At 47.0% G+C, this 23272-nt stretch carries 18 protein-coding genes, 1 tRNA gene, 1 pseudogene and 1 other annotated feature; of the genes and pseudogenes, 13 read left to right on the plus strand and 7 right to left on the minus strand.

Annotated elements, in window-relative coordinates; genetic code table 11:
- Nucleotides 1-115: 115 nt before the first annotated feature.
- A complete protein-coding gene (locus tag EKM75_RS07060) occupies nt 116-598 on the minus strand; it encodes a GNAT family N-acetyltransferase (RefSeq protein WP_125693256.1) in 483 nt (160 codons plus the stop codon).
- Nucleotides 599-754: 156 nt separating this feature from the next.
- Nucleotides 755-1288, minus strand: coding sequence for a flavodoxin family protein (locus tag EKM75_RS07065; RefSeq protein WP_125693259.1), 534 nt, complete (start codon nt 1286-1288; stop codon nt 755-757).
- Nucleotides 1289-1447: 159 nt separating this feature from the next.
- Here EKM75_RS07065 and EKM75_RS07070 point away from each other — a divergent pair, with 159 nt between their 5' ends.
- Nucleotides 1448-2200 carry an SDR family NAD(P)-dependent oxidoreductase gene (locus tag EKM75_RS07070; RefSeq protein WP_125693261.1) on the plus strand — a complete coding sequence of 251 codons (753 nt, stop codon included), beginning with the start codon at nt 1448-1450 and terminating at the stop codon, nt 2198-2200.
- An 81-nt stretch (nt 2201-2281) separates the two neighbouring features.
- On the opposite strand, the gene EKM75_RS07075 is transcribed toward EKM75_RS07070, so the two are convergent.
- The gene (locus EKM75_RS07075; RefSeq protein WP_164508752.1) at nt 2282-2998 is read right to left on the minus strand and encodes an IclR family transcriptional regulator; all 717 of its coding nucleotides are present in this window, start codon (nt 2996-2998) and stop codon (nt 2282-2284) included.
- Between the two features lie 88 nt (nt 2999-3086).
- Between EKM75_RS07075 and EKM75_RS07080 the strand changes: the two are divergent.
- From EKM75_RS07080 to EKM75_RS07095, 4 genes and pseudogenes are all read left to right on the plus strand, one after another.
- A pseudogene (locus tag EKM75_RS07080) lies at nt 3087-4263 on the plus strand (MDR family MFS transporter).
- 71 nt (nt 4264-4334) lie between these two features.
- Nucleotides 4335-4607, plus strand: a complete 273-nt coding sequence (locus EKM75_RS07085) for a hypothetical protein (RefSeq protein WP_125693265.1) — start codon at nt 4335-4337, stop codon at nt 4605-4607.
- A gap of 170 nt (nt 4608-4777) precedes the next feature.
- Nucleotides 4778-4992, plus strand: a binding site (T-box leader).
- A 66-nt stretch (nt 4993-5058) separates the two neighbouring features.
- Nucleotides 5059-6669 carry a peptide ABC transporter substrate-binding protein gene (locus tag EKM75_RS07090; RefSeq protein WP_125693267.1) on the plus strand — a complete coding sequence of 537 codons (1611 nt, stop codon included), beginning with the start codon at nt 5059-5061 and terminating at the stop codon, nt 6667-6669.
- Nucleotides 6670-7298: 629 nt separating this feature from the next.
- On the plus strand, nt 7299-7535 hold the full coding sequence (locus EKM75_RS07095) for a hypothetical protein (protein WP_125693269.1): 237 nt from the start codon (nt 7299-7301) through the stop codon (nt 7533-7535).
- Between the two features lie 435 nt (nt 7536-7970).
- On the opposite strand, the gene EKM75_RS07100 is transcribed toward EKM75_RS07095, so the two are convergent.
- The 4 genes from EKM75_RS07100 to EKM75_RS07115 form a co-directional block, all read right to left on the minus strand.
- Nucleotides 7971-8975, minus strand: a complete 1005-nt coding sequence (locus EKM75_RS07100; protein ID WP_125693271.1) for a matrixin family metalloprotease — start codon at nt 8973-8975, stop codon at nt 7971-7973.
- Between the two features lie 123 nt (nt 8976-9098).
- Nucleotides 9099-9326, minus strand: a complete 228-nt coding sequence (locus EKM75_RS07105; protein ID WP_125693274.1) for a hypothetical protein — start codon at nt 9324-9326, stop codon at nt 9099-9101.
- Between the two features lie 110 nt (nt 9327-9436).
- A complete protein-coding gene (locus EKM75_RS07110; protein ID WP_125693276.1) occupies nt 9437-10081 on the minus strand; it encodes a hypothetical protein in 645 nt (214 codons plus the stop codon).
- A 270-nt stretch (nt 10082-10351) separates the two neighbouring features.
- Nucleotides 10352-10424 (minus strand) — tRNA-Lys (locus EKM75_RS07115).
- Nucleotides 10425-11316: 892 nt separating this feature from the next.
- On the opposite strand from EKM75_RS07115, the gene yycF reads away from it, so the two are divergent.
- The 8 genes from yycF to EKM75_RS07155 all read left to right on the plus strand — a co-directional run bounded on the left by yycF (nt 11317) and on the right by EKM75_RS07155 (nt 22986).
- A complete protein-coding gene (gene yycF, locus EKM75_RS07120) occupies nt 11317-12033 on the plus strand; it encodes a response regulator YycF (RefSeq protein ID WP_125680637.1) in 717 nt (238 codons plus the stop codon).
- 44 nt (nt 12034-12077) lie between these two features.
- Nucleotides 12078-13934, plus strand: coding sequence for a cell wall metabolism sensor histidine kinase WalK (gene walK, locus EKM75_RS07125; RefSeq protein ID WP_125693278.1), 1857 nt, complete (start codon nt 12078-12080; stop codon nt 13932-13934).
- On the plus strand, nt 13921-15216 hold the full coding sequence (locus EKM75_RS07130) for a YycH family regulatory protein (RefSeq protein ID WP_125693280.1): 1296 nt from the start codon (nt 13921-13923) through the stop codon (nt 15214-15216). The genes walK and EKM75_RS07130 overlap by 14 nt, the downstream gene beginning before the upstream one ends.
- Nucleotides 15217-15242: 26 nt before the next feature.
- Nucleotides 15243-16100, plus strand: a complete 858-nt coding sequence (locus tag EKM75_RS07135) for a two-component system regulatory protein YycI (RefSeq protein WP_125693282.1) — start codon at nt 15243-15245, stop codon at nt 16098-16100.
- 121 nt (nt 16101-16221) lie between these two features.
- Nucleotides 16222-17046, plus strand: a complete 825-nt coding sequence (locus EKM75_RS07140; protein WP_125693284.1) for an MBL fold metallo-hydrolase — start codon at nt 16222-16224, stop codon at nt 17044-17046.
- A 147-nt stretch (nt 17047-17193) separates the two neighbouring features.
- Nucleotides 17194-18546, plus strand: coding sequence for a S1C family serine protease (locus EKM75_RS07145; RefSeq protein ID WP_164508753.1), 1353 nt, complete (start codon nt 17194-17196; stop codon nt 18544-18546).
- Nucleotides 18547-19053: 507 nt separating this feature from the next.
- Complete coding sequence (gene rlmH / locus EKM75_RS07150) at nt 19054-19533, plus strand: 23S rRNA (pseudouridine(1915)-N(3))-methyltransferase RlmH (RefSeq protein WP_125680648.1); 480 nt, start codon at nt 19054-19056, stop codon at nt 19531-19533.
- Between the two features lie 93 nt (nt 19534-19626).
- The gene (locus EKM75_RS07155; RefSeq protein ID WP_125693288.1) at nt 19627-22986 is read left to right on the plus strand and encodes an SIR2 family protein; all 3360 of its coding nucleotides are present in this window, start codon (nt 19627-19629) and stop codon (nt 22984-22986) included.
- Nucleotides 22987-23272: the final 286 nt, after the last annotated feature.

A 23272-nucleotide genomic window follows, 5' to 3' on the forward strand; every position in this document is an offset into this window, starting at 1 on the left:
CACGATAGGTAAAAGGCCTGACATGAACGCCTCAGGCCTTTTACTTTTTCCAAGTTTACCTGTAAAGAACGTGTGCCAGGAGGTAGCTGGCACACGTTCTTTTTTGGGGGGGAATTTAGCTTTTAACGAGTGGTTTAACGTAGAAGCAATCCATCGTTTGATGTACCGCGGTTTTTAAAGGTTCAGGCACCAATTGGTAGTGCATCTCTTCATAGAGGTGCATGGCCGGCTTCAACGCGTGGTGTGTTTCTAGATACATTTGTTGGTAACCAGCCTCACGGGCCATGACTTCGACCGTTCGAACCAAACGGTAGCCCACGCCTTGTCCCTTAGCGGTATCAGTTAGGTACAGTTTTTGGAGTTCCGCGATGCCTTGATCGGGGAGGTATTCGGCAAAACCACCACCACCGAGGATTTCGCCAGCGTCGTTGAGGGCGACAAGGTAGTCGCGCCCAGTTTGCTGGTAGAAGTCGCTGAGGTGTTCGAGGTCGTCAAAGTAGGCGGTCCCCGGGATGTCTAATCCGTTGGCTTTAAGGTTATCGCGTAGAATTTTAGCTAACGCAGGATTGTCGGTTGGTTGGATAAGTCGAAATTGCATGGGTGAAGCCTCACTTTCTCACTGAATTCAACTTTTACTCTAGCATAGTTCGCGGGTGAATAGGGCGTTTAGGCAAAATAAAATGACCGGTTGCGGGTTGCGGGTGACAACTGGTCAAAGAGGTTTAGCTGTTTAGTTATGTTTCACATGAAACATTTAGGCTTGATGCTGCTGCAAGATATCGCGTAACCGACGTACGCTAGCGGGCAGCTCCGCCATTTTAGCAACGTCTGAGGGGCCATCTGCCGTAACGGTCGCCGTCCCTTGAAAGTCCATCTGTAACCAGTCACAGGATTCCTGAACTGCCTGGGTGATACCCGTTGCCTTGGTTTCCGGTTCATCGGCACCCACGACTAGTAGGTAGAGGCGCTTGCCAGAAAAAGAGAAGTCGTTGGTGAAGCTGTCAAACCAGCGGTCCATGAAGACCTTGAGTTGCCCGGTCATGCCATACCAGTAGACTGGTGTTCCCAGCACAATGTCGGTTGCTTGGGCAAATTGGGTCATCAGTGTTTCGTAATCGTCGGTCAGATCCTGTTGCGGGTGGGTCGTATCCCGGTAATCTTGAACAAAGTTGAGTTGGTGGTCGGCCAGATGAATGGTGCGATAAGGTAGGTTAGTGAGCAGTCGATCGCCGAGAGTAGCTGTGTTACCAGTCTTTCTGGGACTGCCATTGATCAGTAAGATTGTCATCGTGGTGGTCCTCCTTAGGAACTAAGTGTAGGGAAAGCTACATAGAAATGCAATTGAAGCGTTTGACAAATTGGCTAGGGCCTCGTATAGTGTGCGGGGTTCAGGAAAAGTCCGTTCGGCATTGTCGAACCCCCATTTAAAATTGGGAGGTTTTGAACCATGAAAACTGTAATTATTACTGGTGCTACGTCTGGGATGGGGCTCAGTGCCGTCAAACTCTTTAGTCACCGTGGCTGGCGCGTCGTTTTAGCTGATTTAAACGCTGAAAAGGGGACCCAAGTGGTCGCAGACTTACAGCAAGCGGGGTATGCTAACCTCTTCTTTCAGGCGACGGATGTTAGTCAGGCTGATTCCGTAAATGCCTTAGCCGTGGCTATTCAGGCCAAAGGTTGGACCGTTGACAGTCTGGTGAATAACGCTGGAATCTTTGTCCCAGGGATGCTCCACCAGGTCAAGGAAGCCGATTGGGACCGTATCATGGCGGTCGACGTCAAATCCATCTATCTGATGAGTGCGGCCTTTGTTCCCGGTATGATTGAACAGGGACACGGGACGATTGTGAACACGGGTTCCATTTCTGGGTTGCGGGGCGACTATAACATGGCGGCCTATAACGCTGCCAAGGGAGCCGTTGTCAACCTGGTGCGCGCCATGGCGTTGGACTACGGACAGTACAATATTCGTGTGAACAACGTGGATCCAAGTGCAACCAAGACGCCGATGTTTATGGCCAACCCACCAGAGGTCGTGGCACAGTTCGAACAGGCAAATCCATTGAAACGGATTGCCCAGCCGGAAGACATTGCGCGGGTCATGTATTTCTTGGCTAGTGACGAATCTGACCCAATCAACGGGGAGAACTTGCCAGTATCAGGTGGCTTGGAACAGCATTCTGGCCAACCAGTGCAATAAATTCAATGTTATTTTGCGGGGCCGGGACGAAATTCCTGGCCCTTTTTTTTATGATAAATGTAGGTGGTCCACTCTTTAAATCTAAATGCGGGGCGCTAAAGCCGCAGTTAATGCGAGTAACTGCTGCTCACCAGTCTGCAAGTCAGTTGTATTAGCAGTGGCTGGTAAAACGAGACTGACGCTGGCAATCACCTGCCCGCGGTGGTCGCGCAGGCCGGTAGCGACACAGTCAATTTGATGGGTCTGTTCGCCGCGGTCGTAAGCTACGTTTCGATGCCTGATGCTGGGGAGTTCGGCTCGTAATTGTCGGGCTAGTGGTGCGGCCAGACTCGCTAAATAGCTGGCTTGAAAGTCGGCTGGGCTGGCGCTAAGCAGCAACTTACCGGTTGCTGTGATGGCCAATGAGTCGTCTTGGCCGGGCTGAGCTGACACGTGTTGGGGGTGGGGGGCCTCAATTTTGGCTAAGTAGTGTGCGCGTTCAGCTTGGCGGACCGCGACGTGAACGGCCAGATTCTGATCACGCGCCAGTTGTTGTAGGTCGGGACGGAGTAGCCGAACCAGTTGGGTGGCAGTGAGCGGTTGGTCCCCAACCAATGCAGCCGGGCCCAGTGAATAGGCGGCGGTCAGCGGATTTTTATAAACGAGACGTTCGGCGACCAGGGTCGCCAGTAGGCCGTAAGTGGTGGCTTTGGGGAGCTGAAGCGCCACCTGGAGATCGTGGAGACTCGTTTCTGGTTGAGTGGTCAGTAGTCGACAGATGGCCGCGGCCCGTTGAACGGATTGAATGAGTTTTGTCATGGGATGACCTCCTAGATGTGGGGTGGTCACGTTCGCCCCACGAGTGCTAGAATAAAGCTTAACATCTTTTGAGAAAAGGAGGGGTTTTATGCAAGAAATCCGTATCCGGTGGCTCCTACTGGGTGCATTGTTCAGTAGTATCGGCATGAGTTTTATTTGGCCGCTGACCACCATTTATTTACATAATCGGCTGGGAACGTCATTGACCGAGGTGGGTATCATCTTGCTGTTTTACTCCCTCGCCAATGTCGTGGGTAGTGTATTGGGGGGCCGTTTGTTTGACCGCCTCAATCCTTACCATCTAACCATCGCTGGGGTTGTGCATGTCCCTGGTCACGTTTGGCACGCTGGTCGTCACGCATGGCTGGCCAGCTTATCCAATTGCGTTGGTCTTCCTGGGGTTTGCCTCAGGGTGGACGTTAACGATGGTCAATTCATTGGCCACGACCATTCATAGTCGGGATGGTCGGTACATCTTCAACATGTTGTACTTTGCAGAAAATCTGGGAATCGTGCTCGGAACTGCCATGGTGGGTTTTGTCTACACGACCAGCATTACGCTGCTGTTTGGTATCGCCTTTGGCCTGTTCGTGGGCTTTCTCATCGTGGCCATCGTGTGCTACAAGGTGCCAGCCGTGGTGAACCGCAAAGTGGTGACCAGGGCCAAGACGACCGTCCACATTGCGCTGCCCAACCGGCGGATCATGGCGACGTTCTTCATCTCGTTGGTCATCATTTGGACGATGTATGAGCAATGGGCCTCGAACCTGTCCGTCTACATGACGGGGATGGGCATTCCCATGAAGGAATACAGTCTGTTGTGGACGCTAAATGCCGCGCTGATTGTAGTTTTCCAGGCGGGGCTGAACTGGTTAGCCAACTATGTTAGCAATCTCTACGTGCAGGTTTACGCCGGGATCTTCTTCGTGGCGTTGTCGTTCATTACGCTGATTTTTGCCAAGGACTACCTGCACTTCGTCATTGCCATGGTAATCCTGACGATGGGTGAAGCAACTGCGTTCCCGGCGATTCCAGCGCTCGTTAACGACCTGACACCGACCGTAGTCAAAGGAAAGTATCAGGGGATGGCCAACGCTTGGGCGTCCGTTGGGAAGGCCTTGGGGCCACTCTTCGGGGGCCTGGTGATCGACCACGCATCCTACACCGTACTCTTCGTGGTGGCAGCTGCGGCTAACCTGATTGTCTTGGTCTTGACTGGGGTTGTTGTAACGGGAAACCAACGGCGTGTGGAAACTTATCGATAAGTTTTGGACAACTTAGGTGTATAATGTCGCTAGAGGACTAAAACGCACATAGGGAAATCAGGGGAAAGCACATGAAAAAAAGTATTCGGGGAATCAGCGGTCTGTTGATCGGTCTGGTTTTAGGCGCTTTTCTGTTCATTCAGGCACCTAAGAGCCAATCAACCGTGACGGACTCAGTGGTCCAACCAACATCTGGTCAAACGGCCGTCCAGCTATCAAATGGCGGCAAAGGTAAAGGTCACGTTGCCGTTAAGACGCAGACCACGACCAGTCAGGCGGGGAAGACCGTGAGTCGGCAAACGACGACCACCACACAAAATCATCAACATTGGACGCATAAATAAAAAAATTATCGCGATTATTTAGGGAATCTTCACGATTATTCATTTTGGCCAACCTACGGCGACGTGGGTTGGCTGTTTTTTTACCCAAATATCTATAAAATATACATAAAAATGAATGTTTATAAAAGCATTGACAGATAAAATGAATGATGATAAATTTAATATCAATCAAGAAGACGTCAAACAGAAGAGTAGCTCGTGATGGTTTGTTGAGCGAGTCCGGGAAGATGAAAGCCGGATCAAACCATACGAGTGAAGCGCATCTGGAAGTCGTAACGGTGAATGGAGTAGCCGTTACTGGTTCGTGTCCACTACCGCACGGAGAGTTCTAAGGAACTCCATGAGAGATAAAACAAGGTGGTACCGCGAGTCGTTCGCCCTTGTTAGCCAGAGGTGGCTGACAAGGACGGACGACTTTTTTAGTGATAATTAATGATGAGGGGTAATTAAAATGAAAAAATTAATGGGATTAGGTTTTGGGTTGTTAGCAGTGGCTGCGTTGGCCGGTTGTGGGTCCACGCAAGCCAAGAGCGATGCAAATAAAGAATTAAACGTGACGATGGTGGGGAACCCGGCGACGGCTAACCCAGCGATTTCGGGTGACAGCAACAGTTCCAGCATGATTGCCCAAACTGAAGAAGGGCTGTACACGCTGAATGCCAACGGAAAGGTCGTGGCCGGGGTTGCTGAAAAAGTAGTTAAGCCCACGAAGAATGGCACCGTTTATACGTTTAAGATCAAAAAGAATGCTAAGTGGGCCAACGGTGATGCTGTCACGGCTCAGGACTTCGTTACTTCCATTGACTGGCAGGTCAATCCCAAGTCCAAGTCGCAAGTGGCCAACAAACTGAAGTTTTTGAAGAACTACGATGACGTGCAAAACGGCAAGAAGGATCCTTCGGCCATTGGTGCCAAGGCTTTGGATAAGCAGACATTACAACTGACGCTGTCCAAACCACAGCCTTGGTTGCCAGATATCTTGGCAACGGCCGTTTATCCAATCAAGACGAATTTATTTAATAAATATGGTAACAAGTACGGAACTTCCGCAGCTAAGACCATGTCCGAAGGTGCCTACAAGTTAGTCGGTTGGAGTGGGAGTGCCGATTCATGGACTTACGTGAAGAACGACAACTACTGGAACGCTAAGAACGTGAAAATCAAGAAGGTGGGCGTTCAGGTTGTGAAGGACCCGGGGACCTCAGCTAGTTTGTTCAAGTCTGGTAAGGTTCAAGAAACGGTACTGTCAGGTCAATACATCAAGCAAAACGCCAACAATCCAGAATTAAAGACGACGTTGAACAGCTCCATGCGGTTCCTGGAATTTAACGACAAGAAGACCGTGACGCATAACACGAAGGTTCGGCAAGCATTCTCCTACGTTGTGAACCGGAAGGCTGTGACGAAGAGCGTGCTGCAAGATGGTTCATCGGCGGCTAAGAGTTTGATTCCTTATGGTGACGGCAATGACCCAACTACTGGTAAGGACTTCTCGCAAGACGTGGGTAACCTGTTGAGTTACAACCCCAAGAAAGCGACGCAACTTTGGAACCAAGCAAAGAAGGAGTTGGGCATCAAGAAGGCTAATTTAGAGCTCCTGACGGCTGATACGGACGAACAGAAGCACGTGGCCCAATACTTACAACAACAGGCGCAGAAGTACATGCCAGGTCTGACAATCACCATTAAGTCGATGCCTTTGGCACAGCAGATTGCCAAAGGGGCGGCTGGGAACTTCGATATTGATTTGGACGGCTGGACCACAGACTGGCGGGACCCATCAGACTTCTTACAGATGGCGGATGGAACCAGTTCAGTTAACTTCACGAAATGGAACAACGCTCACTTCAGTAACATGATGAAAGAAATCGACAACACGGCGAAGTACACCACGCAACAACGGTGGGATATGTTAAAGAAGGCGGACACGTACGTCACGGAACAAGCGGGCTTAGTCCCACTGTACCAACAAGCCAAGGCGCACTTAGTATCTAAGACGGTTGGTGGTTTGAAGTACACCATGATGAGTGACGCACAGTATAAGTATGCTTATTGGAAGTAGAGTGTGGAAATAGGCGCTTAGATTCTGAGCATTAGCGTAAAACAAGCTTCAGACTGGATTTATCCAGTTTGGAGCTTGTTTTGTGCTAAGCGCAGGAATCTGCCTAGTTCCACACCCAGCCAAGGGAAGCTAAGTCTGGAGACAACCCCAATAAAACACGTCATCCAACCGCTCAAGCCCCGACAGCAACCAAAAAAGCTGCCCCAGAACTCGGGACAGCTTTTTCGGGTATCAGAATGAGGACCTAAGCATAGCTGGTAATCAGGACGACGTCAACGCTTTTCACAGATAAGCGCTTTTTTGCGCAAGAACGGGCAGTAAAGGCTACGAAAGCTGACATTCTGATTATCAAAATAATAACTAGCAACATGGGTTCGTCACCAAGTTAAGCGGCGATGAACTAGTCATTCAAACTAGCAAAAACAGTTATATAAGCAAGTTGTCGATAAGCTTTAGTTTTTCCGTACAACTTAGTTCATGGGCATAGTTATTGCGGGGGGACCATGGTATGATATCTGCATGGGGACTCGGGGATGAGGTCAACCGGAACTGATTATGGGGCGATGGCGGTGGCTAACTGCTGTTAGATCAGGCTTCGGCGATGATGGATCATCGGAGGAGGTTGTGTGATGGGTTTTCGGAAGATTCTAAGGGAGCAAGTAACCCAATCGGTTGACTTGTTAGCGATTTATCTGTTCTTTTTATTACCGGTATTTCTGTTTAAGGGAACCGTTGATTTCATCACGCAAGGCCAGTTGTTCTGGCGAAGTTATGGACTCCTATTTATTGCTAGCGTAGGTGGATTCATCGCGTTATTTGCGTTGATTGACCTGGTAACGGCACTGCATCATTGGTACCTGCGCTAAGTTATACATAGAAAAGCGGTCGTCACGGGTTAAACCGTCACGACCGCTTTTCATTTTAAATCAGAACTAAAGCTTGAAAGATAAATTAGTTGCTTCAATCCAGTATTAGCAAGTATTAATACGCTAAATTGAACGCACTCCGACGGCCAGGGAATCCGGCTCTGATTGTGTTGCAACATGATTATCGCTGACAAGGGGTCAGTTGAGGCACTGTTAACGGTCTCACTGATAGCAGACAACTTGAAAGCAAACTACTATTTAAGCCGAGAGGCCGCCAGATATGGGCTCAGGCGCGTCGTTCTGCTTAGTCAGGAGGTGTTTTTCCTGCTGGCTTAGCAGAAGGTCAAGCTTGAAGACTCAGCACTTTCGAGGTTTCAAGTTGTGCCCGCACCGTTCCAGCCCATATCTGGCGGCTGGCAAGGCGAGAAGATAGACTTAGTGGAGCATGTCTTCCGTGTAGATGGTGTGATCAGACACGTGTTCAAAGAGCTCGTGCCCGTTACTGGTGTGGGTGTCGAGGAACATGCCTTGGCCGTCATTGATAACGTAGTATTTACCAGCGGCACTCTTCCCCAACATGACCAGCACGTCTTCACCGGGATGCAAGACCTCGCTGTCGGTAACGGCCATCTGTGTAGTTCCCCCCTGGGTGAAGGTGAGGGTGGTTCCAGCGGCGGCGCCCTTAAACTTGTCTGACACCTTTAACGTTTGGGTCGTATAGTAATTCTTAGGGGTCTGGTGGTGGCCAACACTCTTGGTGATGGTCCCTTCCACAATGGTCCCGGCATCGTGAACCAGTCCCTCGACGCCATAAATATTGTTGGAATAGTCCTTAATGTGGTCGACGGAGAGCGATGGTTTGGCAGCGGAAGCCAGAGCTTTGCGCGTGGCGACGGGGGTGCTGTAGGCCTTCTTAACGCCACGAATATCAACGTTACGTAGCGGTTGGACCCGGTTAGCTGGATTCATCACACTAACGGAGCCCTTGGCGTTATGGCTGAGACCCAGAGCGTGACCCATTTCGTGAATAGCAACGTTAGTCCGTTGTTTCTTATTGTATTTGTACTTTTTCAGAACGGAGCGGTTCAGATACATGGCTGAACCGGTTTGGTGACCGGCCTTGTCAAAGGACATGCCGTTGTAAGCCATCCCGGTTGCGTTGATCCAGATGCCGGAAGCCTTGCTGACGGTCGTGGTAAACGTTCGCGACTTTTTATTCTTGGTCGCGGACCACTTGAAGGCCTTGGATTTATTCCAAGCCTTACGAGCGGCCGTCCAAATAGACCGGTAGTAAGCACTGGTCGATTTGTTATAGTAGGCGGCTTTCTTACTAGCGTAACGGTATTTGCTGATGGGTGTTGGATTCTTAGTGGCAGCGGCGGCTGGCAGACTAGTCAGCAGGACCAGACAACTGGCGAACAGGACGACGGATTTTCTCATAGTGACGGTTCCCCTCTAAGCTGTGGGGATAGACTAGTCGATAAAATAATTATCCGAGAAACAGTCCACTCCACTTATTTTTATTAAGCGTAGTCCCTGAGGTGGGAGCTTGTCCAGTCCAAATCAACGCTTTAGACGCCCATTTTTCTGCTGATGATGGCGCCAAATGGTTTCGACCAACCAGGAGAGGAAGAAGATAATGTTATAGAGGGCAAAGACGATACTAATCTGCACCACGTAGCGCGGCCAGAGAAAGTTGAGCAGCCAGACGATGCCGAAGGGTAACTCGAGAAAATCTAAGGTTCTAACCCAGCGTGAATAGGAATCAAGAAATTTTGATGTAAATCGCATGATGGTGCCTCCTTTCAAAGACCAGTATAGACAGTATGAACGACTGAAAACAAATTTGGGAAGACGAAAAAAATCCGCTGACCAACTAGTGGTCAACGGATAAGGTTACTTTAATGAGAAACTCTAAAGTTGTGGTATAAATGTGGCATGATGTGCTTGTCAGCGGCGGCAATGATGACGCCGTTAAAGATAATGGAGTATAACGTCCCCACGTTGACGGAGTAAATCTGCCGGGTGGCGATGTAACAAACAGCAATCATGATAATCGGTGGAATGAAGTCGACCAGCTGTGAAGCCGTGGCCCGCCCACCTAGATACATAAATCGCAGGATGTTCGACGTGTCATCGTTGGGGTGCATGATGAGGTTAGCCCGCTGATAGATGGAAATGGAGCTAGCAAAGATGGTGACCCCTACGATGCTGAGGAGCATGCGCCAACCCAAGGAAAGGTCGGGAACCCCCCATTTGCCAAACATGGAAACGAACACGTCAATGAAGTAACCGAAACAGGAAATGAAGGCCACCTCACCCACGAACCGGGGGATGTCGATCTGGTGAATCAGAATCTGATTCAAAAGCGCGCTCAGAACCCCGACGATGAGGAGGATGACCCCTACGTTGCCGTGAATCCAGTAAGCGATGTTAACGGCCGCCGCGGTCCAAATCCCACTCCCAGCGTTGGCTGAAACACTGAGGGCGTTGCCGAAGGCGTTTAAGACCAGGCCAATCAAGAGGGCGACGACCCGGTAAGACATGCGATTCTTCTGATGTTGCTGTTGGATAACGCATCACCTCTGCAAGTTTCCGTTGCGGGTGTCATCCATATATGTAGGAAGTGTCGGTGAAGCAGGCTTACTGTGGCGGCTTCTGAGGGAGTTCACGGTGATAAATCGCTACTGTTCAGTGAAAAAGCAACGTGTGAACTCACTATGAATAAACATGAGGTCAGCGGATATTTATTACCTCAGGGTACAAAAAAATCAGCAACCACGAAGTTAGCTTCGTGAAAGCTGATTAGTAAGTGATGGGCAGTCAGGGGATCGAACCCTGGACCCACGGATTAAGAGTCCGTTGCTCTGCCAGCTGAGCTAACTGCCCATATCGGTTATGTCGTATGTCTTCCATATCAACGAGAACTATCATATCATGAGGATTAGGGGGGCGCAACCCTTTTTTCGAAAAAAGTTGATTTTTATTCAAAAAAATTGCAAATTTCATAATGACGAAGGAGCGAAAAATCCCGGTTTACCACGGTTATTTCTGAATCTAAAAAAGATTTCAGAATTTTGCGTTTTTTTTGAGATTAGGTCAAATATGCGTAACTTTAGGAAAGCTCACCACTAATCAGAGGGCAGTCTTTGTCAAAAAATTTAAAAATCTCGCAGATTTGCTAAGTAAGGGTCAATTATTGTTGAATTTAGCAGATAGCTCCTTGAAAATAACCGTTCTAAAATTATTTCCCAGTTTGTTTAGTTAATCAGTCGCGTGGTCAGCTGAGGATGACTGGCCATCTAAATTTGACGAAATAGAAATTAATCTTCGTAAAGAGATTGTCGTGAAAATGTTAAGAAGCCATTGATAGGCGAGATTGAAACCGCTGTCTTATTAGCCACCGGACAGCTAATAGACTAAACTAGCGTATATGTTCATTAGAAAAGTGTATTTCCCGGGAAATGACACGTTAAGGGAAGCTTAAATCCTTGATGTGCCTAGGCTGAAAGAAACTTCATGATGTGTTATAATTCAGTTAGCGTTGTTCTCTCGGCACCGGAAATATCTCGGGCCGTTCAACGTTACTTTTGAAAACATTTTGGGCCATCAGTTGTATGGTGGTCCGTTCTATCCTTGACTTTAAACGATGAACCAAACTGTACATTAAAACGTAGTGGCCCCGTTGACGGTGGTAGTGTGACACCCAACGGCCGGCCTGCCGGCAATCCTGTAATTGCCGGATTCATTTGTATTTCCCTTTAAGGAGGAAATTTTTATTATGCCTAAGAAAATTCTCGTTGTTGATGATGAAAAGCCGATTACTGATATTATGAAGTTTAACCTTGAAAAAGAGGGTTATGAAGTGGCCGTTGCCTACGATGGTGAGGCTGCTATTCAGCAGGTCGAAGAGGATAGCCCTGACTTGGTTATCTTAGATTTAATGTTGCCTAAGGTCGATGGCCTTGGTGTTGCCCGTGAAATTCGTCGGAAGCACGATATGCCAATCATTATGGTAACTGCTAAGGATTCTGAATTAGATAAGGTCGTTGGTCTGGAAGTTGGGGCTGATGACTACGTGACTAAACCATTCTCTAACCGAGAATTGGTTGCTCGGGTGAAAGCTAACCTGCGTCGGCAGGATACTGTCGCTCACGCCCAGCCAGAAGAACCAGAAAACCAAGATATTGAGATCGGTGATTTGACCATCCATCCTGAGGCTTATTCCGTTTCTAAGCGCGGTGCCAACATTGATCTGACCCACCGGGAGTTTGAATTACTCCATTACTTGGCCCAACACATTGGGCAAGTGATGACGCGGGAACACTTGCTACAAACGGTCTGGGGTTACGATTACTTTGGTGATGTCCGGACCGTGGACGTTACTGTCCGCCGGCTCAGAGAAAAAATTGAAGATGCACCGAGCCACCCAACTTGGCTGGTAACGCGACGGGGTGTGGGGTACTACCTGCGCAACCCAGATTCAGACCAAGCTTAAGCTAGCGGCAACGCTAAATCTCGCATTGAGGAGTATGTGACTTCGTGAATAGTAAAATTAAATTTTTCCAGTCGATTCACTTTAAAATCGCGCTGGTCTTCGCGCTACTCCTACTTTTAACGCTGGAGATCGTTGGTGCTGTATTTGTGCGCCAGTTGGAGCGGCAGAACTTAAATACGTTTAAAGCCCAACAAGTCGTGCAAACTTATATTGGGAATCGGCTCTCAGATGAGCTGACAATGACGAACACCGTCAAGGGAAATAAGCAAATTAAATCAACGTTGTCGGAAATCAATAATACCAACAACGCCCAGATTCGGGTCATCGATAACAAAGGGACCATTCGGGGAACCAATGAAGTCGACAACCAAGGGATCGTTGGCCAAAAAACGACCGATAACAACATTAAAAACGCCATCTACAATAATCGCGATGTGGTGCGGACGACGTACAATTCACAGAACAATAGTCGGTACTACACCACCATTACGCGGCTGATTCGAACCCAGGGAAATAACAGCGAATTAGTCGGGGTTATTTCAATGCGCTCAAGCTTAGACTCGGTCTATCAAAATATCAATCAAATCACGTTGATTTACTTCTCAGCCACGTTTGTTGCGATTATTTTGGGCCTGGTCATGGCGATTATTATTTCGCGAGCCATTACCCGACCGATTGATGAAATGAAGAAACAAACGCTACGAATCGCCCGTGGGGACTACTCTGGCCACGTCCACGTATATGGAAATGATGAACTAGGGCAATTAGCCAGTGCCGTCAATAACCTGTCCGTGCGGGTCGAAGAGGCTCAGGAATCCACTGAGTCTGAACGGCGTCGGCTGGACTCGGTGATGTCTCACATGACCGATGGCGTTATTGCCACCGATCGTCGGGGGAACGTCACGATTATTAACGAAACCGCCGGTAGCCTGCTCGACCAGGAGACGGACGATGCCGTGGGTAAGTCGATTCTGGACCTGCTCGATATTCGTGATGACTATACGTTGCGGGAACTCTTAGAGGACCCAGATGATTTGGTCTTGGACTTTTCAACGAAGGAACATGACCTGATCTTGCAAGCCTATTTCTCCCTGATTCAGCGGGAATCTGGCTTTATTTCCGGGTTAGTCTGTGTCCTACACGATGTCACCGAACAACAGAAGATCGATCAGGACCGGAAGGAATTCGTTTCCAACGTGTCCCATGAATTACGGACGCCACTGACCAGTGTGCGGGCGTACATCGAATCACTGTCTGAAGGGGCCTGGAAGGATCCCGAGGTGGCACCACAGTTCTTGAAGGTCACCCAAGAGGAAACTGATCGGATGATTCGGATGATCAATGACCTCTTAACGCTGTCACGGATGGACTCTGGAACGCAAAAGCTTGAACTCGAAATGGTTAACTTAAACGAACTCTTTAACTATGTGCTGGATCGCTTTGACATGATGTTGAAGCAAGACGACCAGCCTAAGAAGACGTACACTATCAAGCGGGACTTCACGAAGCGGGACCTCTGGGTCGAGATTGACACGGACCGGTTCACACAAGTGTTGGATAACTTGATGAATAACGCGATTAAATATTCCCCAGACGGTGGTGTCGTAACGGCCCGCTTGCTGGAGACGCATAATAACGTGATTTTAAGCGTTTCTGACCAAGGGTTAGGGATTCCACGAGCAGATGTTCCACGCATTTTCGACCGGTTCTACCGGGTCGATAAGGCCCGTTCACGGGCCCAAGGTGGGAGTGGGCTCGGACTTGCGATTTCCCGTGAAGTTGTCCAAATGTTGGGCGGCCGAATCTGGGTCGATAGTCGTGAGGGCCGCGGCTCTACGTTCTACATTTCCTTGCCTTACAAGCCGTACGATGAGGAGGATCTCTGGGATGAAGATAACTAAAGCATTCTTACCACTCGGGCTTACCATCGCCGTAGTGATCAGTGTGGCGTTGTCCGCCATGATCTGGACGAATCCGGCTCAGTACGAGCGTAACCGCCAGCGTAGCTCTAATACGCCCACGACCGAGTTAAATTCGCGGCCGAAGCAGGACGTTTATTTGCCAACGCAGGTGGTGTACACCAATGGTAGCGGCAATCAGGAACTGTTGAATAACCGGAAAGTTAATTTGACCACGGAGATTCGCGAGGCCCTGTCCAAATGGGACTTAGGGCGAATTCGCCGAGTCGATGTTAAGTCCCAAGCCGTTTATATGAAGTTTTTGACGACTAAGAGCAGCATTCTCTTGTCCTACGGGGCGCCGGTCAACGTTAAACTGTTCAACACGGTGTTTAACAGTAACTTAGGGCGGTCCGCTACCCAATTTTCGCGGATCATGGTGCCACTGGACAATTCCAAGCACATCTACCTATTAGACGATAAGGATCAGGAAGTCTACCAGGTGACCGTGAAGAAGGGGAACAACAAGCAGCTGAACAAGATTCTGAAGGAAAATCTCTTTCGAATCGACATTAAGATGCAGTGGCTCAACGGCTCGGCGGTACCGTACGTCATGAACAACGTGACCGTGCAATCCTACAGCTACTTGGTCAACCAACAGTCGACGGATTACTTTACCACACGCCTCCTGAATAAGGGGGAGTCGACCAACGTTTCGGCCAAGAAAAACAAAGATAACACCATCTATAGCGATGGGGCGTCACAACAGCTGACCGTCTACCATAAGAAGGGGACGGCCCTGTATGAAGACTACAGCGCGTTGCAAGCGTCGCTGAGCTTTAGTCAGGCGCTGAATGCCAGCTATAGTGCTGTGAAGGCCGTGGGGATTCCAATGGAAAACCTGCGGTACTACGGGTACAACCACACGAACTCAACGGTCACGTACCGGAGTTTCGTTGAAGGGTTCCCCATTTTTAATCAGAGTAATTACGGGGCAGCACGGATTCAGATGCTGTCACAGGGTGTGCGGCGGTACTATTTCTCGCTGTACAGCTTGCAGGTCCCCGTACCAACCGACAAGAAGTCCGTTTCGCTGCCTAGCACGCAGAGTGTGATTGACCAGCTAACGGCCGCCGGGTATAGTAAAAAGAAGATTACGACCGTGCAACTTGGGTATCAGTGGCTGGCTTCGTCCTCATCAGATAAGGTCGTCAACCTGACGCCTACCTGGTACGTTTTCTACGACGGTAGCTGGAAGACGTATTCACAGATGTTGAAACAGTAAGTCGCTAAAAAGGAGGGTGGTTTGGCATGGATTTCCGCCGCATCGAATGGTTATTCCTAGTCGCGTTCATTGTCATTGATATTTTCTTGTTCGTTGCCTTTCAACGAGATACATCCGGGCAAACGGAGACGGCCTCGACACGTTCGGCGGATAGCGATGCCACCATCGTCAAAGAAATGCGGTCCGACGATATCACCTTTAAGACGCCGTCGAAGGCCAGTAGCGAAGGCTACTACATTTCAACCAGTAACGACAGCAGTGTTAAAAATATGCTGACGACGCTGAGTGATCAAACGGTCCTGTACCACGATGACGGCACGGTTGCGTCGACGTTTAAGACGCCCATTACGGGTGTTGATACCAAGCATCCGGATAAGACGCTGGATACCGTGGTCAATAACGGGGCCATGATTTTGAACGGGACAAATTACTTCTATAACAAGCAGTTGTCCAGTCAAAACACCGTGGTCTACACGCAACACGTGGCGGACGGGCAGATTTACTCGCGGTATGGTGAAATTCGCTTTAGCCTGACCAACGATGGCACGGTGACCGGCTACACGCAGGGTTACCTGTCAGACGTATCGACCTTACGTGAAAAGACGGAAACCATTTCCGAGCGGAAGGCGCTGATCTGGTTGTATCAGTACAATCAGATTTCGAATAACACCAAGATCGTGTGGACCAAGCTGGCGTACACCCGTTACTTCACTTTGAAGAACAGCAGCGTGTACATTCCGACCTGGGTCATTGCGGTCAAGGCCAACAGCGGGAACAACGCCGGGGTCTTACAGCTGAAACACGTCAACGCGTTCACGGGAGCCATCTTGACCAACGACAGTAACGTGAAGACGGTCAGTGGGACCACGTCAACGAGTGATTAAACGCATGATGAATCGGGGGGCGGCCAGCTGGTTGCCCTTTTTTACTTGGTAGCGGACGGCGTTAGTTACAAAGCCGGCCAGATGCGGTATGATAACGGTATTGAATTTAAGGAGAGGTCGAATGGACTTGCGGACAGAAACAACAGCAGATAACTTACGCATCAGTATTCTTTCCAGTGGGAGCACGGGTAACGTAGCCTACGTGGAGAGCCCTAACGAGAAGATTATGATTGACGCGGGACTGAGTGGTAAGAAAATTGAAAAATTAATGGGCGACATTGACCGCAACATGAGCGATGTCAACGCCCTCCTGGTAACGCATGAACATTCCGATCACCGCCAGGCCGTGGGTATTTTGGCGCGGCGGTATGAACAACTGAACGTGTACGCCAACCAGGGGACTTGGGATGCCATGTCTTCCAAGATTGGTGAGGTCGATTTGGCTCAGAAGCATATGTTTGCGCCAGATACGGTTCAGACGTTTGGGGACATCGACGTGGAGAGCTTCTCCGTGTCCCACGATGCCGCTGAACCTCAATTCTACGCCATCCACTACCACGGCAAGACCTTCGTCATCCTGACCGATACCGGCTACGTCTCCGAGCACGTGGAGGGCGTTATCAAGGACGCCGACGCCTATCTGTTGGAGTGTAACCACGACGTAGAGATGCTGCGGATGGGTGAGTACTCGTGGCCACTGAAGCAACGGATCTTGGGTGACAAGGGGCACCTCTCTAATGAGGAAGGTGCCGACGCTCTGATGGACGTACTGGGTAACCGGACCAAGAAGATTTATCTGGGCCACCGGAGTCTGCACAATAACATGCAGTCGCTGTGTCACTTGACGGTCGCCTCCATGATGGAGAACCGCGACTTCGGTGTGGGTCACGACTTCCAGTTGATCGATACCAACCCCGAGGAAGCCACGCCCTTAGTCGCTTTATAGGTTAAGAAAGCGTAAATTTTAGGACTTGTGCATGAAATTATCAAAAAAAATTCACACTCACTCGCTATGATTAAGTTTATAAAATAAGCGGTTGAAGGTATTTTTCAACTGACGGATAAGGGAGGGTTCGCGCGTTAGCGCAATGTGATGGATAACAACAATAATCAAAATAATGATAACAACCAAACAACTGATAATAACCAAGCAACTCCAACGCCTACTCCAGAACCACGGAAGAAGCGGGGCGGACTGACCTTGACCAAGGTCGCCGTGACCGCACTGGTGGCCGGGCTACTCGGTGGGGGTGCCGCATACGGTGGCATCACCTACATCAACAACAGTGGCCTCAACGATACGGCGGTACCTGCCGGAAGCAATAAGAGTGGGAACGCGTCGACCTCTAACGTGACGGTCAACGTGTCCAGCCAATCCACCAAGGCCTTTAACAAGGTCAAGGGGGCGATGGTCTCTGTTATTAATTTACAAAAACAAAGCAGTAGTAACAGCACGTTGGGTCAATTATTTGGTGAAGACTCTTCGGGCTCATCGACCAGTAAGGCGGCCCTGCAGGAAGCTTCCGAAGGTTCCGGGGTCGTTTACAAGAAGAGTGGGAACTCGGCGTACATCGTGACCAACAATCACGTGGTGTCCGGGTCATCGGCGCTGCGGGTCGTCACCAGCTCAGGTAAGCAGCTGCAAGCGAAATTAGTGGGGAAGGATTCCGTGACCGACCTGGCCGTCTTAAAGGTCAACGGTGCGGACTTGAAGACCATTGCGTCGTTTGGTGACTCTGACAAGGTGAAGGTCGGCGAAACGGCCTTGGCCATTGGGTCGCCACTGGGTAGCCAGTACGCAACGTCTCTGACGGAAGGGATCATCTCCGCCAAGAAGCGGACGATTGAGACCACCAACTCTAATGGAGCTCAGACGGGGAACGCCACGGTTATTCAAACCGATGCGGCGATTAACCCGGGGAACTCCGGTGGGGCGCTGATCAACGTTGGCGGCCAAGTCGTCGGGATCACGTCTTCTAAGATTGCCAGCGATGCTGAGGGGACTAGCGTTGAGGGGATGGGCTTTGCCATTCCATCTAACGAAGTGGTCAACATCATCAATCAGTTGGTCAAGCGAGGCAAGGTCGTTCGCCCAGCGTTAGGGATCACCTACGTGGACCTGGCGAACGTTTCCAGCTCACAACAGAAGTCAATCTTGAAGTTGCCATCTAACGTAGATAGCGGTGTGGTTGTGATGAGCGCCACGGCAGGGTCACCAGCTAAGAAGGCTGGACTGACCAAGTACGACGTCATTACCGCCATGGGTGGTCACGAAATTTCGAACCAGTCCACGTTGCGGGACATTCTGTACAAGTACAAGTTGAACGATACCGTTTCGATGACGTACTACCACAACGGTAAGAAGCAGACCACCAAGGTCAAGTTGACTGAGACCTCTTCACAATTGAAGACCACGTCCGGGACAACGACGAATTCCGAAAGCTAACCGAATAATCTGTGAAAAATGAAAAACGGCAGTCGGATTTTCCGACTGTCGTTTTTGTGTATGATAAACTGTTTAGTGAAAAGCCGAAGTTTATGGTCGGCCTAAGGCGGATGAAAACGTCCCCGCCGGTTCGGTAACCGAACGAAAAATTTATGAGGGGCCTGGGTAATTCAGGGCCGAAAATAATTGAATTTGTATCTGTGGATAACTTGGGGGATAATCAGAGGGCCGACCCGGTGCAAAAGTTATCCACAGGCACGGTGGATAACTGTGGATAGAAAAAGTTGTTCGCCATTTTAGGTGCCCGAAACCCTTATGCAATGCGGTTTGTAAGCGGGACCCCCGAACGTCCGTTTCGGTGGACAACGGTGGATAACTAATTTGAGATTGACTTTTTAACAAAAAATACATGTGGTGGGTGGTCCGACTACTCACCCCAATATCTAGGAAACCAGATTGTCCACCTGTGGATAACTTTGTGGACAACCTGTGTACAGGAGGCTAATTATGAACATCAAGTTTGTGGTTGTGGGTAAATTGAAGGAAAAGTACTTCAAACAGGGCATCGCGGAGTACGCCAAAAGACTGTCGCGGTTCTGTAAATTTTCAATCGTCGAGGTCCCAGATGAAAAGGCACCAGAGAATTTGTCGCAGGCGGAGATGGATCAGGTGATGGCGGCAGAAGGCGAACGAATCTTGAGTAAGATCAAGGACCGTGAATACGTCTACGCATTGGCCATCTTAGGCAAGGAACGCTCGTCGGAGGAGTTTGCCAAGGAACTGAAGGACTTGACCACGTATGGCCACTCAGACATCACGTTCGTCATCGGGGGCTCACTGGGACTGACGCCGGCCGTTCTGAAGCGCGCAGACGCTCAGATTTCGTTTGGCCGGTTCACGCTGCCTCATCAGTTGATGCGGTTGGTGTTGACGGAGCAGGTTTATCGGGCGTTTATGATTAATGAAGGATCACCGTATCATAAGTGATGTGGGTTTTCTTGGGATTAATCACTGAGTGGGTCATTCCGTCATAACCCGTATCATAAGTGATACAGGTTATGGCGGAATGAGTGTAGTCATATGTGGAATCTGGATAATGAAAGGGTGCCTATGAATTTAACAAGATATAACTCAGAAGATATTATTGATAGTTTCATCTCTGATATTGTTGATGCACGTCGTGAGGAGTCACTAATTTGTGTTGTGGGTGCTGGGGTTTCGATATCCCAGGGATATCCTGATTGGAATCATTATGTTCAAGAACTAATTAACTACTGGACTTCTAACTTAAGAAATTTGGTTAAAAATTCTGAAACTTTAGCAACTAAGGTGGAGCGCACAGATATTTTGTTTCTTGAAAGTTTAAGTGATTCGTCGCAATCGAATAAACGTAAAGTTGATCTTGTAAACTTTATGGTGAAGAAATATTGTAATACAGGTAATTCAGAAACGAGCGAAACAATGTATCAGAACTATTATTTAGAATGCGAGCGGTTTATTTTTTCTGAATCTGAACCATTATTTCACGAAAACACTATTTTAAATGAGTTGGTCAAACTAAATGCAGCGTTTTTGACGACTAATTATGATGAGGAAATTGAAAATGCTTATCATTCCATTTTGGGTGGAAATCCTCAAGTTTTTCCAGACGCTTTTTCCATTGAGGGAAGTCTTACGTCTAATATGGTGATTCACTTGCACGGATTGCCGTCTATAAATTGGTCTAGAGTAATTAGTTCTTCTAAATCATATACAGATTTATATTTGAAACCAAATGATGTACATTCGAAAGTTAGAGATCTTTTTTCTGGAAAAAAGAAACCAGTAATTATTTATGTTGGTTGTAGTATGGAAGAGGATGAGGTCTTAACATTGCTTGAATGTAAGGGGCTAAATATCCAGCACTATGCATTAATGAAATACGATGACAGTAGTCACATGCCTCAAGAAAATGAAACTCGTAATTCAATTATTCAAAGTTATTACAATCAAGAACAAAGTGTTCAGCTTATTTGGTATGGAAACCGTTTCTCGGATTTAACAAAGTTTTCAGCTAAGTTGGCAGAATCAGTTCATGATTTAGAAATGTCTTTTTTACCAAATCCAGACAAATTAGAAGAAATACTTTTGTCAAGTTCAAGTCAAACAGATTTCCTAAATGCCCTTAATGGGGCCCTTCGTACGAAAACTTATTATGTCGTGGATTCCATTTTTAAAAAGTATTCGAATCTCTCTAATGAAGTAGAAATTAAAAATATTGAATGTACTTCTGAGAGTCTGCTTTTTAAAGAACATATAGCTACAAGTTCTACGCTATTTATTGAGTATTGGCGGTGCATTGCTCGGGTGTTTGGGTCTCTTAGTTCGGAATTTAAAGAAAAGATTATATCGGAGATAGAGCAGATAAGGGAATGGAGTACAGAAACTGAAAAGGTGATTTTTGACATTGTTCTTCAATATGTCAATCAAAATCCAAATACAAAAGTTGATCAATTAAATAGAATACTGAGTCAATTTTTAAACGCAGAGTATTTTGATATTGAAGTAGCAGATCAAGATATTCGGTGTTTGTGGTTTTCTCATCAAATTGATCATTCACAGTCAATTTTTGTAGCTACCATGTGGTCAGATAAGATGTTCTTTAGTTTCAATCAGAAGACGCTTCCTTATCTTGAAGCGTCTCTGAGCAATCTGCAAAATAAGACAGAGTATTTAAGCATGTCTTCACTTCTGGAAAATACGATAGTGAAAAATTTGAATCAGTTAATACAATCTGGAAAATTGACTTATGAGCGAAAACAAATCTTTCCGGATTCTTTCTATAAAAATGTCTTAATCCAAAGGATCTTAATACATCTTGATTTAGAACGTGGTTTAGATATTGGTGTTTTAGAGTGTTTACGGAAAAATTTAGATATTAATAGCGGATGCTTAGGATCAAATGCAGTTGAATTTTCTGAAAAATATAACATTCCAATTAGTGATCGATTTCGTTATATTGATGATGAGAGTGAAATTTCAATGATGAATCCAGTTCAGGAACAGGCGTTTTTTAAAGTACAGCCTATAGAAAACATACAACAAGTTGACGAATTGATACAAAAATTGAAAGAAACGCCCCCTGAGAAAAGTATAAGTCTTGGGGATAGTTTTGTGGATATAGGTGTTGAAGGTCAGTGTAATCAACTTGAATCAGTGTTAAACACCAAAAAACAATGGGAAAGTTTTAAGATAGAGAATTTGGATTTTATTGAAAAATTAATCAGTAATATAGATCTTTTCAAAAAATATATTTCAGTAATTGTGAAGATGTTAAACTTCGCTTTGAAAAATGGATATGATACTGAGAAAATCTCTGATTTTTTCTTACGTCAATTGCAGAAGACAAGCTTGCCGGCGTTTACAGTTCTTAATGAGAAGTTATTTTCAAAGATGATTCAACGAGCTAAAGATGATAAAGAAGCAACCATTTATCGATTTCTATTTCGCGAGGTTGATCCAACAACTTTAATAAGACCAGACAACACAGAATTTGTAGATCTTACTACTTTTATTAATACCGAGAGTGGAATTTATTATTCCTTGATCAAGAAAATTGAAACTGATTTTCAAACTGTAATTTCTGGAACTAATAAAGAACGGTTTTTGGAAAGAATTATGCAACAAAATATGAACTATAGGTGTTATTTAAAAGGTATGTTTGTGGTAATATTTGAGGAGGATCCAGAGGTTGTATCTTACTCCGGTTTTGTAGGATTTTCCCATAATTATCATCTTAGTCTTAATAAAAAGTGGACAGATAAATTTAAAAACGTAGTTGAAGGCTTGTTAAGCTCTCAAATAGACGACAATCGGGTTATAAATAATATAGCATTGACTACGCTCGTTTCAATTAGACCAGAAGAGTATCAAAACTCAGAACATAGTCATGATGTTACTAATATTAAATCTGCAGTGTTTCGACAATTGCTAGATTTCTTTATTAAAAGAGATGATGCAGATAGATATAATACTTCGAAATGGCTTCAATGGTTCATTGGAAATTACCAAGGATCAGTGAATGTAACTATTTCTCATTTATTAAGAGAAATAAATGATGTATCAATTAAGCGGGGAAATCAATTATTAAATATCATTGAAAGGGCAATTACTTCAAGCGATGATAAATTAAACAACTACGTCTTTTCCTGTGAAATATATTTTGATAAATTAGACCATGAACACATAGGTTTAATTGGAAGTTATTTGAAGATAGCTTTGGCTAAGAATTTATTACCAATAAATGAAGTTACACTTGGTCAAATGACAAATATTTTGAAAAAACTTTCAAGTGAAGGGTTAAGGGAGTCTGTTTTTGCTGTATTGGATGAAGCTGAGCAAGTTTTGCCGCCAGAAAATTTAGCTAGGTTGAGGGACGATTTCGATTACAGCAATAAATAACCGTTACTTTTTTACAATGTAACGAATTGTTAAACCAGGCGCAACAGTATTATTAAATAGACCTCCTTCAGGGATACAGTAAACTAGAACCTTTCCAGTGGCTTAGCTGCCATTGGCAGCTCTTAATAATGCCTTTAGGCCATGTTGAGCGCGCTAAAGCGTGCTAAAGCGTGCTTAACAATTATGCGGGCGGGATAATAAATCGGTACTAAAAAATCCCCCCATAAGAATTAGAATGTAGGTGTTGAGGCCGACATTCTAATTCTTATGGGGGGATTTTTTAAAT

Origin of the sequence: Levilactobacillus tongjiangensis (genome assembly GCF_003946345.1) — a bacterium.
Taxonomy (GTDB): Bacteria; Bacillota; Bacilli; order Lactobacillales; family Lactobacillaceae; genus Levilactobacillus; species Levilactobacillus tongjiangensis.